Below are 15810 nucleotides of genomic sequence, written 5' to 3'. Positions count from 1 at the left end.
GGGCGCCGAGGGAGGACGGCTCAGCGGGACGGTTCCGCCGCGACCTCGCCCCAGCCCGGCAGCGGGAAAACCCGGTCGTAGGCCAGATTGAAGAGAAAGGCGTAGGCCACGTAGAAGGCCGCGATCGCGAGATCCATGACGAAGGCCTCGACGAGGCCGATGCCGAGATACCATGCGATCGGCGGCATCAGGATCATGAGCAGCCCGGCCTCGAACAGCACGGCGTGAGCCACCCGCAGGACGAGGCTCTTGCGCGTGTGCCCGGTCCACCGCTGCATCACGCGATCGAAGCCGAGATTGTAGACGTAGTTCCAGACGGTTGCGGCGATGGCGCTGCCCACGCCGATCACCCCCATCTCCGAGGCGTGCAGCCCGAACAGCACCGTGCCGAACGGGATGATGAGCGCGAGGCCGAACATCTCGAACAGGAGGGCGTGACGGAGACGGTCGCGTGTGGTGCGCATGGACTGGCCTGGAAAGGTCCGGATTGGCCCGGAAGGTCTGGGTTGGTCCGCCGCCTTCTATCTGCGATACCCCGATCGCCAAGTTAGGACGTATCTGGAAATCAGATGAATGGCCGTCTCGCTCGACCAACTCCAGGCCTTCGTGGCGGCCGCCGAGGCCGGGTCGTTCTCGGGTGCCGCCCGCGTGCTGCGGAAGGCGCAATCGGCCGTCAGCACGCAGGTGGCCAATCTCGAGGCCGATCTGGGGCTGGCGCTGTTCAGCCGAACCGGCCGGAACCCGGTGCTCACCCCGGCGGGGGAGCGGCTGCTGTCGGAGGCGCGCGTGGTGCTCGACCGGCGCGAGCACCTGATCGGCGTGGCGAGCAGCCTGGAGCAGCGGGTGGAGAACCGGCTGGTCGTCGCCATCGATGAACTCTACCCCGAGCACGCGCTCGGCGCCCTCTTCGCCGACTTCGCTCAGGCCTTCCCCTTCGTGGAACTGGAGCTGCTCTTCCCGCTGATGGAGGATGTCAGCCGCATGGTGCAGTCCGGCGCCGCCGACCTCGGCGTGATGTGGCGCCAGGAGATCCTACCGACGGAACTCGGCTTCCAGACCATCGGCTGGGTGCCGCTCAAGCTCGTCTGCGGACGCGACCACCCTCTCGCGAAGGCGCGGGTGGAGTGGGAGGAACTGAAACGCCACCGCCAGATCCTTGTCGCCGCGCGCAGCGACGGGCCGGAGAAGCGCCGTCTGCGGGTGGCGGCCGAGGTGTGGTGGGTGGAGAGCCACTGGGTGATCCTGGAGATGGTGAAACACGGGATCGGCTGGGCTTTCGTCACCGATCACGTCATCGCCTCGTCCCTCACCGCACCGTATCTCGCCACGCCGGACCTGCAGTTCGACAAGGGCGACTGCCCCATCGCCCTGGAACTGGTCTGGCACAAGCAGCGGCCCTGCGGCCCCGCCGCTTCATGGCTGCGCGAGCGCTTCGCGGCAGAGCGGATCGGCAGCCTGTCGGGCGGCGACCGGGCAGGCTGAGGGATGGGCTTCGCGGAAGGTGGCAGCGGTGCCCGCCCACCCGTTCTTCCGGAGCGGCGCGCTCACGCGACCCGGACGCGGTTCCGCCCGTCGGTCTTGGCGTCGTAGAGGGCCTTGTCGGCACGCTCCAGGCTCTCGTTCAGGGCCTCGCCGGCCCCGAGCATCGCGACGCCGATGCTCACCGTGATCGGAACGGCCGATCCTTTCCAGGGGACGGGCGCGCCGCCGACCGCGCGGCGCAGGCGCTCGGCGAGATAGGTCGTCGCGTTGTGATCGCGCCCCGGCAGCACGATTCCGAACTCCTCGCCGCCCAACCGCGCGAGATGGCCGCCCTCGGGCAGGAGGGCGGCTGCCCGCGCGGCGAAGTCGCGCAGCACCGCGTCGCCCGCAGCATGCCCGAACCGGTCGTTGATCGCTTTGAAATGATCGAGGTCCGCGACGATGAGGCCGGCCTCCGTCACGCCGCCTGTCTCGGCTGCGAGGCCCTGCCGGTTCAGAGCGCCCGTCAACGCATCCGTCCGTGCCATCCGCGCGACGGCGGCATAGGCCCGCTCTGCCTCAAGGGCGAGAATCGCCGTGGTCAGGAGGATGGAGGTGATGTGATCGACGATGAAGATGGCGATCACGGACAGGCGAATCGACGCCTCGGATACCGGCAGCAGGGGCAGGCAGATCGCCAGCGCGATCGCGAGCAGGGCCCCGGCGATCAGGTGGCGAAGCGGGGATCGCCGCGGTGAGCTTCGGAAGACATAAACGGCCGCCGCGGCCTCGTGGATGGCGTAGGCAATCGTGCTGCCGGCATTGACCAGGGTGGAGCTGCCGCCCGCGAGCGTGAGCCCGAGATGCGTCGCCGTGGGGAGCAGGAACAGGCCGATCATCGGCCCCGTCACCGCCGCGCGCCCGTCGAAGAGCCGGAGCCCGATCCAGAAGGTCGCCCCGGCGAGCGACCAGCCGAACGGCGACCAGATGCTGCCGTAATAGCCGAAATCGACGAACCACACGGCCATGATCGCGCAGACGGCGTAGCTCGCCCCGAAACAGAGGAAGTAGGTCTTCTGCCGGTGCAGCAGCCACGCGCAGAGAAAGATCGCGGCGCAGGCGCCGAACACCAGGAAATCGGTGAATTGCAGAGTGGAAACCGATAGGTCCGTCACCGCCCGCCCCTCCCTTCTGCACGCGGCCATCCTGGCCGCAAGCGCGTGAAAGGTTCCCTTCGCCGGGCGGCCTCTTCGATGTCTCGGTTAAGGAAGGTTTGACGCCCGGTCCGCAACGGCGAGGGCGCAGGTGGCGCCCGTGCTGGCGATGCGGAGCAGGACAAGGCGCGCCGCCGGGCCGGCGCAGGCCAAAGCCGCCGCCTCCGCCACCGAGCCGACGCCGCGGCTCGCCTCGATCCGGCCCGAGCGGGTCACGACCCGCGCATCCACCGCGGTCAGGGCCGCCGCATCGAGGGCGGTCGGCGCGAGGCCGAAGGCGGCCGCGGCCTCGCGGACCGCCGGCTCGCCGGCCCGGTCCGCGGCCGTCGCGATAGCGGCAAGCTGTCCGGATGCGAGCCCGGCCTCACCGAGGGCGCGGCGCAGAAGCGCAACGATCTCCGCGCCCGTCGTCGCCCGGCGAAAGCCGATGCCGGCGACGACGATGCTGGGCGGGGTCACGGCTTCGTCCAGACCCACTGCGTGATCGGCATGGCCGGGCGCCAGCCGGTGAGGCCGCCGACCGGCACCGCGTGGGCGACCGAGAGCCGGCGCAAGGCGCCGCCGGCCTCACTGAAGGCCGCGAGCAGGGCGGCCTCGCCCTCCAGGGTGACGGCGTTGGCAACACAGCGGCCATCGTGCGGGAGCGCCTCCCGGCAGGCGGCCAGCAGGCCGGGCTCGGCGATGCCGCCGCCGACGAAGACCGCCCGAGGGGAGGGGAGGGCGGACAAAGCCGCGAGCGAGGCACCGACGACGACCTGCAGGCGGGGCGCGACGCCGAGCGCCCGCGCGTTGCGGGCGATCCGCTCCGCCCGGTCCGGGCGGCGCTCCACCGCGACGGCGCGGTTGGCGGGATGGCGCAGGCACCACTCGATCGAGACCGAGCCGGCGCCGGCCCCGAGATCCCACAGGGTCTCGCCGGCCCGTGGGCGCAGGGCCGCGAGCGTCACCGCGCGGATCTCGGCTTTGGTGAGCTGGCCGTCATTCTCGAACCATGCATCGTCGAGGCCGGGGCTCAGCGGCACGATCCGGGCGCCGGGCGCCGCTTCCACCGCGACCGCGAGAGTGTTCAGAGCGGCGACCTCGCTCAGATCGAAGTTTTCCGCGCGCGCCTCGCGAACCCGCTCATTCGGGCCGCCCATGGCTTCGAGCACGGTCAGTCGCGAACCGCCGCAGCCGCGCTCGGCCAGGAGATGCGCGACGGCCGCGGGCGTCGCGCCGTCCCAGGACAGGGCGAGAATGCGGGCGCCGGGCTGGAGATGCGGCACGATGCCGAACAGGTCGCGTCCGTGCAGGGTGAGGCAGGCGGTCTCGGGCAGCGACCAGCCGAGCCGGGCCGCGGCGAGGCTGAAGGCGGAGGGCTGCGGGAAGGCGCGGATCTCGTGCGCCGGCACCAGCCGGGCCAGTTCGGCGCCGATCCCGTAATGGAACGGATCGCCGGTGGCGAGGATGCAGGTCGGCCGGCCGCGTCGCGCCAGGATGCCGGGATAGGCCGTGTCGATCGGGCTCGGCCAGGGCCGGGTCTCGGCGGCCAGCGGCGCCGCCAGGGCGAGGTGGCGGCGCCCGCCATAGACGACCTCCGCCGTATCGAGAGCGGCGGCCGCGGCGGGCGAAAGGCCCGCCCGCCCGTCCTCGCCGATGCCGACGACGGCGAGCCAGGGGGCGTGATCAGGCACAAGTGACGGCGCCGTCATGGCGGCGGCTGCCGCAGGGTCGATTGCATGCAAAAAAGTCCGCGATGACGGGAGCCGTCTCGCGGACTTCGTTACGCGCCCCCGGCCGGAACGGCCAGGGGCTGGGATCGGACTTGCGCCTCAGCCCACCGCCGGGCGGGCGGCCAGCGGCGCGGCCATCTCCGGCACGGCCGGTCCGGGCACGCCGAGATAGGCGCGACGGGCGGGCTTGAGCACGAACCACGCGAGCGCCGCCACCACGAGGTCGAGGCCGATGGCGATGCCGAAGACCGGCACCCAGCTTCCGACCGCGTCGTGGATCAGCGCGGCGACGGGGCCGCCGAGCAGCGAGCCCACGCCCTGGGCCATGTAGAGGAAGCCGTAATTCGTCGTCGCGTGCTTGGTGCCGAAGGTGTCGGTGAGCGTCGAGGGAAAGAGCGAGAAGATTTCGCCCCAGGCGAAGAACACGACGCCCGAGAGGAGGGCGAAGGCGTAGGCGTTCTCACGGAACATCAGCAGCAGGCCGATGGCGACGGCTTCGAGCGCAAAGGCCACCGCCATAGTGTTCTCGCGGCCGACATGGTCCGAGACCCAGCCGAAGAAGGGTCGCGTCAGGCCGTTGGTGATGCGGTCGAAGGTGAGCGCGAAAGGGAGTGCGGCAAAGCCGAACACCATGGCGTCGGCGACGCCGAATTCCTTGGCGAAGGCGGAGAACTGCGCGACCACCATCAGGCCGCCGGTCGACATCATCGCCATCATGGCGAACATCAGCCAGAATAGCGGGGTCTTCAGCATCTGAGCCGGGGCCACGTCGCGGGCGGCGCTCGCCACCTTGTCGGCGGGGATGGCGGGGGTCTCGCCAGCCTTCGGCGTGCGCAGGCCGAGCGCTGCGGCGACGCCGATCACGGCCATGACCGCGCCGAACACGAAGAGCGTGTGGCGGTAGCCCGAGGCCGCGATCATGTCGGTGATGGGGAAGGTGGTGGCGATCGCGCCCATGCCGTAGCCCGCCGCCACGACGCCGGCCGCGAAGCCGCGCCGCTCGGGGAACCAGCGCACCATCAGCCCGACCACGCCGACATAGACGATGCCGGTGCCGAGGCCGCAGAGCAGGCCGTAGGTCGCGTAGAGGCCCCACAGCGTGTCGGTGTAGGAGGCCGCGACCCAGCCAAGCCCCGACAGGGCGGCGCCGAGGGCGATCATGGCCTTGGCGCTGAATCGCTCGATCAGCCAGCCCTGCACCGGCGAGAAGAAGGTCTGGAGCACGATCAGCATCGTGAAGGCGACCTGCACGGCGGCGAGGCTCGCGCCGGTGGTCGCCTGGAACGGCTTCACGAACAGCGTCCAGACATATTGCGGACTGGAGATCGTCATCATGACGAGGAGACCCAGGCCGAGCTGGATCCACCGCGTACGATCAGAAATTGTATTCATCATTCACTCCCCTGCGGCGCTGGGCTTGAGCAAGGGGCGTGCCAGGGGCGAACCTCAGGTTCGGGCGGTGACGAGCCAGCAGGCGGCGCCGAGTTCCACCGGGCCGGACCCGAAGCGGTCTTGGAACAGCTCCGTGATGATTTTCAAGGCAGCGTCCTTCACGGCCGGCTCTCGCTCGCGCAGCAGGCGGGCGATGGGACCGCGGGTCGTCACGAAGTCGGCCGCTGCCTCGGAAGTGTCGCCGACCCGCATCGTCCGATCCACGGGCTCGCATTCGACGGCGTGAAAACCGGCTGCCTCAAGAATAGGCAGAAGCGTCTCCGGTGCGGCAAAACGAAAGGGGCCCGGCGCGCCCAGTTGCGGTGCTTCGGCCTCGGACAGGATCGGCAGCACCGCGTCCCGCGCCAGCGTGACCCAGGCGTTCTCCGCCATACTCCGCCAGCAGAGGAAGCTCAGTCGCCCGTCCGCCACGAGGGCGCGGCGGATGTTGGCGAAGGCCGCGGTGGAATCTTCGAAGAACATCACGCCGAAGCGGGAGAGGGCGTGATCGAAGCGGGTGCCGAAGGCGTGATCCTGGGCGTCGGCCCGAAGCCAATCGATCGGGGCGGCGCCCGGCGCCTCCCGTGCCGCCCGCTCGCGGCCGACGGCCAGCAGCGGCTCGGACAGGTCGGCGGCGGTGACGTGGCCGCCGCCCCCGATCTGCCGCGCGGCGCGGAGCGCCGTGTCGCCTGCCCCGCAGCCGATATCGAGCACGCGTGCGCCGGGCACGAGTGCGGCGCGGGCGAACAAGGCCGCGGTGAAGGGCGCGAAGGCGGTGTCCAGTGCTTCGTGGTAGAGGGCCCAGCGCTGCCCGACCTCGCCGTTCCAGTAGTCGCTCTGGTCCTGGTTCAGGGTGCTCATCGTCGATCCACTCACTTCGATCCCGAGGCCCGCGCCCCGCCGCTGCCCGCGACGAGCCCGTCGATGGCAGCGGTGACGAGGTTGGCGCGGTCGTTGCTGAAGTGGGCCAAGGATCTCTCCTCGCGTATCACTCCTCCGGTCGCGTCCGGCGATCGGACGCGCTTTTGCGCGAAGGGTACCGCCCACTCGGCGCGGGGCAAGCCGCGTTTCGGCTCAAAGCCCCGCCGCACCACCGTCGGAGCGCGGATCGTGTGTCGCTTCGATCCGCCCGTCTTTGACATGGCGCACCAGCATGCCGGCATGACCCAGCGAGTCGATATAGGCGCCGCCCAGCTCCTCGATGTCGTGGCCCAGGCGCCGGAGCGCCGCGATGCAGGCCGGATCGAAGCGGTCCTCGACCTTCACGCTCAGCGACTCGGCGCCCCAGGTGCGGCCGTAGAGCAGGCGCGGCGCGTCCACGGCATCGGCCACCGACATCCCGTAATCGGCGTAGCGGGTGAAGATCTGCGCCTGGAACTGCGGCTGCCCGTCACCGCCCATGGAGCCGTAGGACATCACCCGGCCGTCGTCGAAGGCGGCCAGCGCCGGGATCAGGGTGTGGAACGGGCGCCGGCCCGGCTCCAGCGGGTTCACCGCGTTCGCATCGAGCGAGAACGACATGCCGCGGTTCTGCCAGCAGATGCCGGTTCCCGGCAGCACCGTGCCGGAGCCGTACTCCCAGTAGACCGACTGGATGAAGGACACGGCCATGCCCTCATTGTCGATCGCGCCCATCCACACGGTGTCGCCCTCGCCCGAGCGGACCGGGATGCTCGACGCACGCCGCATGTCGATCAGGGCCGCCTCGCGGTCGAGGCGCTTCGGATCGAGGAAGGCGGCCGGGTCGCCCTTCAGGCGGTCGAAGTCGGTGACGAAGCGGTCGCGGACGGCGAAGGCGCGCTTCGTCGCCTCGATCAGCCCATGATAATGCGCGGTGCTCTCCGGCTCAGCGATGTTCAGCCGGTCGAAAATCCCGAGGATGATCAGCGCCGCGAGGCCCTGGGTCGGCGGTGGGAAGTTGTAGAGCGTGGCGTCGCGCCGCCGCAGGGTCAGCGGTGCCCGCTCCTTGGCCGCGTAGGCCTTGAGGTCGGCGCGGGTGACGGGGGCGCCGAGACGCTCCAGGTCGCTGGCGATCTCGCGTCCGATATCGCCGCGGTAGAAGTCGTCGAGCCCGGCATGGGCGAGCTGGGCCAGGGTGTCGGCGAGCTTGGGCTGGGTCCGGATCGCGCCCGCCGCGTAGGGCTTGCCGTCATCGAGATAGGTTTTCGAGAAGTTCGGCGCGTCGTGCAGCGTGTCGAGCTCCTTCGGCACGTAGCGTGCCTCCGAGGCCGAGACCGGGCAGCCGGCGCGGGCATGGCGGATGGCGTCGGCGAGGATCGTATCGAGGGGGAGCCGGCCGCCGAAGGCGCGGGCCATGTCGAGGGCGAGGCGCCAGCCGCCGATGGTCCCGGCGACCGTCACTGCCGCGTCGGGACCGCGGGAGGGGATCGCGTCGAGCTCCTTCTCCCGGTAGCGGGCGCGGGTCGCGAGCCCACCGGCCGGTCCGCAGGCCTCGATGCCGCGCACGCGGCCGTTCCGCTCGCGGATCAGCCAGAAGCCGTCGCCGCCGATGCCGTTCATGTGCGGGTAGACCACCGCGATGGCGGCGGCCATCGCGACCATTGCCTCGATGGCGTTGCCACCCTGCGCCAGCACAGTCTGCCCGGCCGAAGCCGCCAGCGCGTGGGGGGCGGCGACCGCCGCATGGGCGAAGACGGGCGTGTCGGGCATGACGGACTCTGACGAAACCTGAGATCGGACGGGCCGGGAGGCAGGATCAGGACCACGGGCGGGGACGGAGAGCAACTGCCGTGCTCCCTGCCACCGCGCACCCCCGGCATTCCTCGATCGCGCGACCGGCTCCCGCAGGATCGCAGACCGCCCTGGATGCGCCCTCAGGATGTGTCGAAGCCGTGCGGATTCCTGAAATGCCGAAATGGTTCCGGGTGGCACCTCTGCCTTCTCGCAAATGTTGCAGAAAAGGAACTGCGCCGATGCGGGCGGGATGACATGATCGTCCTCGCGAATCGGCAGGTATCTCCGCACATGAAGCAGAACGAACGAGCGATCCTTCAGGATCGCGTGAGAACACTTGTCTTGCGCCATGCTTTGGAGGCCGCGTTGCAGCGGTTGGCTCATCTTTCCGGTGCGAGTGCCGAGGAAGAACTGTTGAGGCTCGAGCATTCCATTGTCGTCGCGACGCGCCGCGTCGGCGAAGTTCCGGGCAATATGCAGTTCGCCGCCCTGGTTGCCGTCGAGGACGCGCTGGTGGCCATCCGCACCGCGTTCGACACCGTGCACCAGCGCATCGAGGCCGCGCCAGCCGTGAGCGCGACGTCGCCGACGGCTTTGGCGGCCTGAAACGCGACAATTTCGCCGCCGGTACACGCCCGCGGCGATTGAATTGCCGTCGCGCCATGGGCATATCGCCCCCGCTTTTTCGCGTGTTCCTCGAAACACCCGCCGCATCGGCGCGGGTGTTCCGGTGCGGCACGCCAGACGGGGAGAGTGGCCTTTGAGCGAGACGGTAGAGCGGCACGAATTCGGTGCCGAGGTCGGGCGCCTTTTGGACCTCGTCGTCCACGCGCTCTATTCCGACCGCGAGATTTTTTTGCGCGAGCTGGTGGCCAATGCTGCCGACGCGACCGACCGGCGCCGCTTCGAGGCGCTGACCAACGAGGCCCTGGCGCTCCCCTCCGACGCCAGGGTGCTGATCGCCCCCGACAAGGCGACGCGCACGCTCACGATCTCCGATGCCGGGATCGGTATGAGCAAGGAGGATCTGGCCCAGAACCTCGGCACCATCGCCCGCTCGGGCACCCGCGCCTTCTCGCAGGCGCTCGGCGAGCGGGCGGCGGAGGGCGGTGAGGATCAGCGCCCGAGCCTGATCGGCCAGTTCGGCGTCGGTTTCTACTCCGCCTTCATGGTGGCCGACCGCGTCACCGTCACCTCGCGCCGGGCGGGCAGCGAGGAGGCCTGGACCTGGGCCTCCGACGGCAAGGGCAGCTACACCCTGGAGCCGGCGAGCCGGGAGCAGCCCGGCACCGACATCGTGCTGCACATGAAAGAGGACGCCGACGAGTATCTGGAGAGCTACCGGCTCGACCACGTCGTGCGCAAATGGGCCGACAACATCGCCGTGCCGATCGCGATCCGCGACGCGGAGGGCAAGGAGGAAGCCGCCAATCGCGGCACCGCGCTCTGGCGCAAGCCCAAATCCGAGATCACGGAAGAGCAGTACAAGGAGTTCTACCGCACCGTCAGCCACGGCTTCGACGAGCCCTGGGCGACCCTGCACTGGCGGGCGGAGGGCGCGCTCGAATTCACCGGCCTCCTGTTCGTGCCGAGCATGAAGCCGTTCATGCCGATGGAGGATGACCGGCGCTCCAAGGTGCGGCTGCATGTGCGGCGCATGTTCATCACCGACGAGGCCGAGCTGCTGCCGAACTGGCTGCGCTTCGTCCACGGCGTGGTCGATACCGACGACCTGCCGCTCAACGTCTCCCGCGAGATGCTGCAATCGACGCCGACGCTCGCCAAGATCCGTCGCGCCGTGACCACCCGCGTCATCAACGAGCTGTCGAGCCGCTCGAAGAACACCGAGAAGGCCGAGGAATACCAAAAATTCTTCGAGAACTTCGGGTCGGTGCTGAAGGAAGGCATCTACGAGGATTTCGAGCGCCGCGCCGAGATCGCGCCGCTGCTGCGTTTCCGTTCCTCTACGCAGGAAGGCTGGACCTCGCTGCCCGAATACGTCGCGCGGATGAAGCCCGAGCAGGAGGCGATCTACTACCTCGTCGCCGACGACGTGGAGGCGCTCAAGAACTCCGCCCAGCTCGAAGGTTTCCGCGCCCGCGGCGTGGAGGTTCTGCTGCTCTCCGACCACGTCGATGCGTTCTGGCCGGAGCAGTTGGGCAAGTTCGAGGACAAGCCCCTGCGCTCGGTCACGCAAGGGTCGGCCGACCTCGCCAAGCTCAAGCCCGAGGGTGAGACGGCCGAGGCGACGCCCGCGCTCGATAGGCTCGTGGCGGCCCTCAAACTCGCGCTGGAGCCGGACGTCTCCGACGTTCGCACCACCGACCGCCTCGTCGACAGCGCCGTGGTGCTCGCCGCCTCCGGCATGGGGCCGGACCTCCAGATGCAGCGCCTGCTGCGCCGGGCTGGCCGCGGCTTTGGTGGTTCCGCGCCGATCCTTGAGATCAACCCGCGCCACGCCCTGATCCGGTCGCTCAACGAGCGGGCGGAAGCCGGCGAGGATCTGAAGGCCGAGGCCGGCACGCTGCTCGACCTCGCCCGCGTTCAGGACGGCGACACGCCGCGCGATCCGGTGGCCTTCGCCCGTGCCGTCGCGGCAGCGCTGGCGGGCACCGCTGCGAAGCCGGCCGAGTCGGCTTGAGAGAAGGGCGGGATGCGAATGATCAGATCCGCGTCCCGTCATCCCGCGGGGGTGAGCCGCAGCGGAAGCGGGCGACGCGCCAGCGGTCGCCGTGGGCGTTCTGCCACGCCGCCATCTGCGGCTGGGCGACCGACAGGCATTGCTGCGGGGTGACGATGTCTTCGTTGAAGCGGTGAACCCGCATGACGCAATGGGTCGGGTTCGCGACCATGCAGGTCAGGAAGTAGAGGCCGTAGAGCATGCGTGGAGGCTCCGTGCTGGCGTCGATCTCTCCTCCCCAGGACCGCTTCTTCGTGTTCCTGCCAGCGGCATCGCAATGAGCGTGCCGGAAGTTCCCACTCTGGTTGCACGGAGCGTCGGTGCCCCCTGCGTTTCAAGCTTGGCCAGGCCCCTGAAACCGGCCCCCGCACCGGTCTGACGCCGCGGCGTTGACAGTCCCGCCGCATCCGCGCCAACACCGGGCCATGGCCGCAGAACCCTCGACCGATCCGCATTCCGCCCGTCTCGACCGCACGGTGACATGGAGCGTGATCGCTCTCGTGGCGGCAACCGTGCTGATCGGAGCCCTGGCGCCGCGCGCGGCCCATCAACCCGCGCCGACCACCGTTCCGGCATCGGACCCGGCTCAGAATCAGAGCTGCGCCGAGTGGGGCGACGGCTGCAAGGTCTGCCGCCGGATCGGCGAGGAGACCGCCTGTTCGCTGCCGGGCATCGCCTGCACCCCCGGACCCGTGACCTGCCTACGCGGCGCCGGAGAACCCTGAACGAGGCGCGCCCTGGCGTGTCTGGACACACGATGCCAGTCCCAGAACCGAGGCTCCGCTTCGCTCCGAGCCCGAATGGCCGCCTGCATCTCGGTCACGCCTATTCCGCCCTGCTGAACGCCCGCATCGCCCGGACCCTCGGCGGACACCTGCTCCTGCGGATCGAAGACATCGATCTCGGCCGCGCCCGGCCCGAATTCGTGGCGGGCATCCTGGCCGACCTCGATTGGCTCAGGCTTCGCTTCGATGGACCGATCCGCCGCCAATCCGAGCATTTTGCGGATTACGCCGCGGCGCGCGACGCGTTGGCGGCGAGGGACCTGATCTATCCCTGCTTCTGCTCGCGGGGGCAGATCGCGGCCGAGGTCGCGGCCCGTCAGGCGCGCGGCGCGCCGGTTTCGCGCGATCCCGACGGCGCCCCGCTCTATCCCGGCACCTGCCGCAGCCTGCCCGCCCAGGAGCGCCGCGCCCGCATCGGGCGAGGCGAGCCGCATACCTGGCGCCTCGACATGCCGGACGCGCTCCGAACGCTGGCCGATCCCCTCCTCATCCGCCGGTTCTCGCCCGATGACGGCGCCGAGGAGACGGTCGGGGCGGATCCGGCCCGCTGGGGCGATGCGGTGATCGTCCGGCGCGACGTGCCGACGAGCTACCATCTCTCCGTGGTCTGCGACGACGCGGTGCAGGGGATCACGCATGTCGTGCGCGGGCAGGATCTGGAGGCGGCGACCGACCTGCACGCCCTGCTCCAGCACCTCCTGCGCCGTCCCACGCCGGCCTATCACCACCACGGGTTGATCCGGGCGGAGGACGGCGAGAAGCTCGCCAAGTCGAAGGGCTCCGAGTCGCTTGCCGCTCTGCGCGCCCGTGGTGTCACCGCCGAAGATGTGCGGGCACGGCTTGGGTTCTGACGGTTGTGTTGATCCTGCGTCTCACAGGGCTTGTGCCGCAGTGACCCATCGGGAATTCGTGGAGAGCGGCGAGCGACCACGAGGGGGCTAGGCACGATGCGATCGTTTCGCACGATCCTGATTTTGTCGGCCTGGGCGCTCGCCGCACCGACGCTCGCGCAGGAAGCGGATCGCCCTGCCTCACCTGCAAAGGATTCGGCGGCGATCGAGGCGTGCCTCAAGGGCAAGGAGACGTCAGCCCAGCGGCGCGCCTGCATCGGAAGCGTGGCTGGACCTTGTCGGGAAACGCAGGATGGCGCCACCACGATGGGTATGAGCGCGTGCATCGGCCGAGAGCACGCAATTTGGGACAAGCTTTTGAATCGTACCTATCAGCAAGCCATGGTGGGCTTCGATGATGACGGTAAGGCTTACTTGAAGGGTGCACAGCAGTCTTGGCTGAAATTTCGCAGCCAAACATGTCAATGGCCCTATCACGTCTATCGGGGCGGAACCCTTGCCGGGCCGCTATCGAGCGAGTGCTTCATGGAGCAAACCGCACTCAGGACGTTCGACTTGATGACGATCGTTGAAAATGGGGATCATTGACTTCTCCGCAGAGCGGTAAGGAAGGCAACCTCACCGCATCGCGTCGCGCTGCGCCATCGCCGTGGCGGTCTTCGATTTCTGCATCGTCGCCTCGGTCTGGTCGCGCTGGCGCTTGAACTCGGCGAGCAGGCGGCCGTCGAGCTCGCGCCCACGCGGCACGCGGATCTTCATCGGATCGACGAAGTGCCCGTTGATGATCACCTCGTAGTGCAGGTGCGCGCCGGTGGAGAGGCCCGTCGAGCCGACATAGCCGATCACCTGTCCCTGCCGGACGCGGCTACCTGCGCTGACCCCGCGGGCAAAGCGCGACATGTGGTTATAGGTCGTGACGTAGCCGTTGATGTGCTGGACCTCGACCCGGCGGCCGTAGCCCGAATCCCATTCCGCCTTGATGACCGTACCGTTGCCGGCGGCCACGATCGGCGTGCCGATCGGGTTGGCCCAATCGACGCCGGTATGCAGCTTGGCATAGCCGAGGATCGGGTGGCGCCGGTAGCCGAACCCTGAGCGCATGATGCCGTCGGCGATGGGTTTGCGGATCAGGAACTTCTTCAGCGAGCGGCCCTGCTCGTCGAGATAGTCGATCGAGCCGTCATCCGGTGACTGGAAGCGATAGACCTTGCGCGACTCGCCTCCGAGATTGAGCGCGGCGTAGAGCAGTTCCGGCCGTTCGGCGGCGGCGAGGCCGGCTTCCTCGTCGTAGGTGTAGAACAGATCGATTCCGTCGCCCGAAGAGATACGGCGCTGGAAGTCGATGTCGTAGCTGAAGATCCGGATGATATCCTCGATCGTCGGGCGCGGCACGTCGTGGCGCGCGCCGGTCTCGTAGAGGCTCTGGTAGAGCCGCGGGCCGCTGCCCTCGTCTTCCTCATCGTCGTCCGGCGTCTCGGCCTGGGCCTGCTCCCGGTTGCGCCCCCGCGATTCGTCCACCGGTGGCGCCACGGGTACGAATGCCCCGTGATCGTTGATCGCCGCGATCGCCTGGACGCCGCTCTCGCCGAACAGCACCACGCGGGTCACCTGCCGTCCGTCGCCGGGTTTCGGGCCGGGCGCGAACTGCACGCGGAACTGCTGGCCCTCCGAAAGGGCTGCGATCTTGGCCCTCCCGCCGAGCGCCGTGACGATGCCTGCGATTGCCGGATCGGAGGCCTGCCCCGTCGCCTTGAGGACGCCGTCGAGGGTTTCTCCGCGCTTGAGCGCGAGGTCGCGTTCCTCGACCAGCGGCGCCTCGCCCGCGCGCAGTTCCACCTTGGCAAGCTTCGTCACGTTCTCGGGGACGACGAGCACCTCGATCGACTTGAACGGGCTGGTGTCCTCGCCGAGCTTGCCCTTCCCCTGGCCGGTACCCTCGCCGAACCCGGCGAAGGCCGAGCCGTGCTGCAGGGTGCGCGAGAGCAGGATCTGGGGCGCCAGCGGCAGGGCGGTGCGGCGTCCGGCTTCCGCCGCGAGGCGCCGCTCTTCCTCGATCTGCGCGGTCACATCCTCGTCCGACAGCGCGGGTGCGCCGGGATCGACGGCGATCTCGGCAAGATCGCGCTTCACCACCGTGACCTCGGCACCCGGCGCGTCCGCCGCACCGGGATCGGGGGCGCGCTCCTGCGGCTCGTCGGAAACGAACTTCATCGGATCGAAGCGCGGAATGTCGCTGGCGAACACGCCCGTCGACATCGACAGGTTGGACGAAATCCGCACGAAGGGTCGGACCTTGATAATCTCCCGGTCGCCGAGACGCACCGTCACCGGGGTGCGATAACTCTGCTTGGCCGAGGCGATCATCAGATTGCGGACGAGGCGGTCACCCTTATGCGCGGAGGCGATGCCGGGCTCCTCGATGGCGGGGGCCTGCGTCTGCGGACGGGGCCCGAGATTCGGCCGATCCGAAACGGCCGCGAGCGATGCGTCCCCCTGAAGCGAGACATGGATGGCCGCGCCCATCAGGATCGCGCCGGTGATGCCGGTGAGCGCGCTGGCGCAGAGCCAGCGCAGGTTGACGTCGCGCCGGTCGATCTGCCGGGCATCCGCACCCAGGAGGTTCAGAGGCGGCTCGACGCCGCGCGGGAGAGTCGGCGGGCGTTGCTTCGCCGTCGCCGCCGTTCCCCCGATCTTCAGTCGCTCGCGCGTCACGGAATTCCTCTGCGTCGGCGCTTTGGACCGGTTCTCCCGCTCTGTCCTACCAGACTCGCGCTGGGCGAGCGACATGGGACTTCGCGGTACGATGGCGAGCCGACGCGACCGATGTCCGGGGCCAGCATGTCCAGATTGAGGCGGGCCGGGCCCCGCCCGCAGACGCATCCTGAGGATGCTGTCGTCAGGATGTGATGTGCGCGTGGTGCGTTACGGAACTTTCTTCGGGCGGGCTGTTGACGCGGGATCGGCGCCCCCATAGAAGCTGCC

General features: G+C 69.4%; 15 protein-coding genes. 6 read left to right on the top strand and 9 right to left on the bottom strand.

Annotated features, from left to right (window positions below; all coding sequences use genetic code 11):
* Positions 1 to 20: 20 nt before the first annotated feature.
* Complete coding sequence (locus E4V01_RS18245) at positions 21 to 464, bottom strand: PACE efflux transporter (RefSeq protein ID WP_060768752.1); 444 nt, start codon at positions 462 to 464, stop codon at positions 21 to 23.
* 109 nt (positions 465 to 573) lie between these two features.
* On the opposite strand from E4V01_RS18245, the gene E4V01_RS18240 reads away from it, so the two are divergent.
* Entirely contained in the window at positions 574 to 1482 is a 909-nt protein-coding gene (locus E4V01_RS18240; protein WP_060768751.1) for a LysR family transcriptional regulator, read from the top strand.
* Positions 1483 to 1544: 62 nt separating this feature from the next.
* Here the strand turns inward: E4V01_RS18240 and E4V01_RS18235 are convergent, their stop codons facing one another.
* The 6 genes from E4V01_RS18235 to E4V01_RS18210 form a co-directional block, all read right to left on the bottom strand.
* A complete protein-coding gene (locus tag E4V01_RS18235) occupies positions 1545 to 2636 on the bottom strand; it encodes a GGDEF domain-containing protein (RefSeq protein WP_135299316.1) in 1092 nt (363 codons plus the stop codon).
* Positions 2637 to 2723: 87 nt separating this feature from the next.
* The gene (locus tag E4V01_RS18230; RefSeq protein WP_135299315.1) at positions 2724 to 3152 is read right to left on the bottom strand and encodes a cobalamin biosynthesis protein; all 429 of its coding nucleotides are present in this window, start codon (positions 3150 to 3152) and stop codon (positions 2724 to 2726) included.
* A complete protein-coding gene (gene cbiE, locus E4V01_RS18225) occupies positions 3131 to 4366 on the bottom strand; it encodes a precorrin-6y C5,15-methyltransferase (decarboxylating) subunit CbiE (RefSeq protein WP_135299314.1) in 1236 nt (411 codons plus the stop codon). Before cbiE ends, E4V01_RS18230 begins: the two co-directional genes overlap by 22 nt.
* A gap of 120 nt (positions 4367 to 4486) precedes the next feature.
* Positions 4487 to 5779, bottom strand: coding sequence for an oxalate/formate MFS antiporter (gene oxlT, locus E4V01_RS18220; RefSeq protein WP_135299313.1), 1293 nt, complete (start codon positions 5777 to 5779; stop codon positions 4487 to 4489).
* A gap of 54 nt (positions 5780 to 5833) precedes the next feature.
* Positions 5834 to 6679 carry a class I SAM-dependent methyltransferase gene (locus tag E4V01_RS18215; RefSeq protein ID WP_135299312.1) on the bottom strand — a complete coding sequence of 282 codons (846 nt, stop codon included), beginning with the start codon at positions 6677 to 6679 and terminating at the stop codon, positions 5834 to 5836.
* Positions 6680 to 6892: 213 nt separating this feature from the next.
* On the bottom strand, positions 6893 to 8488 hold the full coding sequence (locus tag E4V01_RS18210) for a gamma-glutamyltransferase family protein (RefSeq protein ID WP_135299311.1): 1596 nt from the start codon (positions 8486 to 8488) through the stop codon (positions 6893 to 6895).
* A gap of 315 nt (positions 8489 to 8803) precedes the next feature.
* Between E4V01_RS18210 and E4V01_RS18205 the strand changes: the two genes are divergently transcribed.
* Both E4V01_RS18205 and htpG read left to right on the top strand, forming a co-directional pair.
* Positions 8804 to 9118, top strand: coding sequence for a hypothetical protein (locus E4V01_RS18205; RefSeq protein WP_135299359.1), 315 nt, complete (start codon positions 8804 to 8806; stop codon positions 9116 to 9118).
* 154 nt (positions 9119 to 9272) lie between these two features.
* Entirely contained in the window at positions 9273 to 11153 is a 1881-nt protein-coding gene (gene htpG / locus E4V01_RS18200) for a molecular chaperone HtpG (protein WP_135299310.1), read from the top strand.
* Positions 11154 to 11175: 22 nt separating this feature from the next.
* On the opposite strand, the gene E4V01_RS18195 is transcribed toward htpG, so the two are convergent.
* Positions 11176 to 11394 (bottom strand): hypothetical protein, encoded by a 219-nt coding sequence (locus E4V01_RS18195; protein WP_003605291.1) that lies wholly within the window; start codon positions 11392 to 11394, stop codon positions 11176 to 11178.
* A 223-nt stretch (positions 11395 to 11617) separates the two neighbouring features.
* Between E4V01_RS18195 and E4V01_RS18190 the strand changes: the two genes are divergently transcribed.
* From E4V01_RS18190 to E4V01_RS18180, 3 genes are all read left to right on the top strand, one after another.
* Positions 11618 to 11917, top strand: coding sequence for a hypothetical protein (locus E4V01_RS18190; protein WP_135299309.1), 300 nt, complete (start codon positions 11618 to 11620; stop codon positions 11915 to 11917).
* Positions 11918 to 11949: 32 nt separating this feature from the next.
* Complete coding sequence (gene gluQRS / locus E4V01_RS18185; RefSeq protein ID WP_135299308.1) at positions 11950 to 12828, top strand: tRNA glutamyl-Q(34) synthetase GluQRS; 879 nt, start codon at positions 11950 to 11952, stop codon at positions 12826 to 12828.
* 96 nt (positions 12829 to 12924) lie between these two features.
* Entirely contained in the window at positions 12925 to 13416 is a 492-nt protein-coding gene (locus tag E4V01_RS18180; RefSeq protein ID WP_135299307.1) for a lysozyme inhibitor LprI family protein, read from the top strand.
* Positions 13417 to 13446: 30 nt separating this feature from the next.
* On the opposite strand, the gene E4V01_RS18175 is transcribed toward E4V01_RS18180, so the two are convergent.
* Positions 13447 to 15540: a M23 family metallopeptidase gene (locus E4V01_RS18175; protein ID WP_135299306.1), complete on the bottom strand. Its 2094-nt coding sequence runs from the start codon at positions 15538 to 15540 to the stop codon at positions 13447 to 13449.
* Between the last annotated feature and the right edge of the window lie 270 nt (positions 15541 to 15810).

Source organism: Methylorubrum sp. Q1 (assembly GCF_004683995.1).
Lineage (GTDB): Bacteria > Pseudomonadota > Alphaproteobacteria > Rhizobiales > Beijerinckiaceae > Methylobacterium.
This window is presented reverse-complemented; position numbering and strand designations above follow the sequence as displayed.